Source organism: Kineococcus auxinigenes (assembly GCF_050871525.1).
Taxonomy (GTDB): Bacteria; Actinomycetota; Actinomycetes; order Actinomycetales; family Kineococcaceae; genus Kineococcus.
Genome location: NZ_JBKBCT010000196.1, coordinates 1 through 529, shown reverse-complemented (window position 1 = coordinate 529; position 529 = coordinate 1). Strand labels below are relative to the sequence as shown.

At 64.8% G+C, this 529-nt stretch carries 1 protein-coding gene; it reads right to left on the bottom strand.

The features are described 5' to 3' along the window. On the bottom strand, nucleotides 1-529 hold a 529-nt coding region (locus tag ACRYR9_RS19990; protein ID WP_432540251.1), incomplete at both ends, for an AAA family ATPase.

The window sequence follows — 529 nt, the reverse complement described above, 5'->3', positions numbered from 1 at the left end:
CTTGGCGTTCATCACGCGGTTCTTCTTTTCGAGCCCGCCGACGATGCGGTCCAGCGCTTCGTCAAAGTCTGCTGTCTCGACCGCCGACTTGCCTTTGCGGGCCGCCAGCAGCGCCGCTTCGTTGACGAGGTTGGCCAGATCCGCCCCCGCGAAGCCGGGCGTGCGGGCGGCGATCTTGTTCAAGTCCACATCGCTGCCGAGCGTGACGTTCTTGACGTGAACCCGAAGGATCTGCTCGCGCCCCTTGAGGTCTGGCCGGTCCAGTGCGATGTGACGGTCAAAGCGGCCGGGGCGCAGCAGCGCCGGGTCAAGAATCTCGGGGCGGTTGGTCGCCGCCATGATGATGACGCCCTTGTTGCTGTCAAAGCCGTCCATCTCCACCAGGAGCTGGTTCAGGGTCTGCTCGCGCTCGTCGTTACCGCCCCCCAACCCCGCGCCACGATGACGGCCCACCGCATCGATTTCGTCGATGAAGACGATGCAGGGTGCCTGCTTCTTGGCGTTTTCGAACATGTCGCGCACGCGGGCC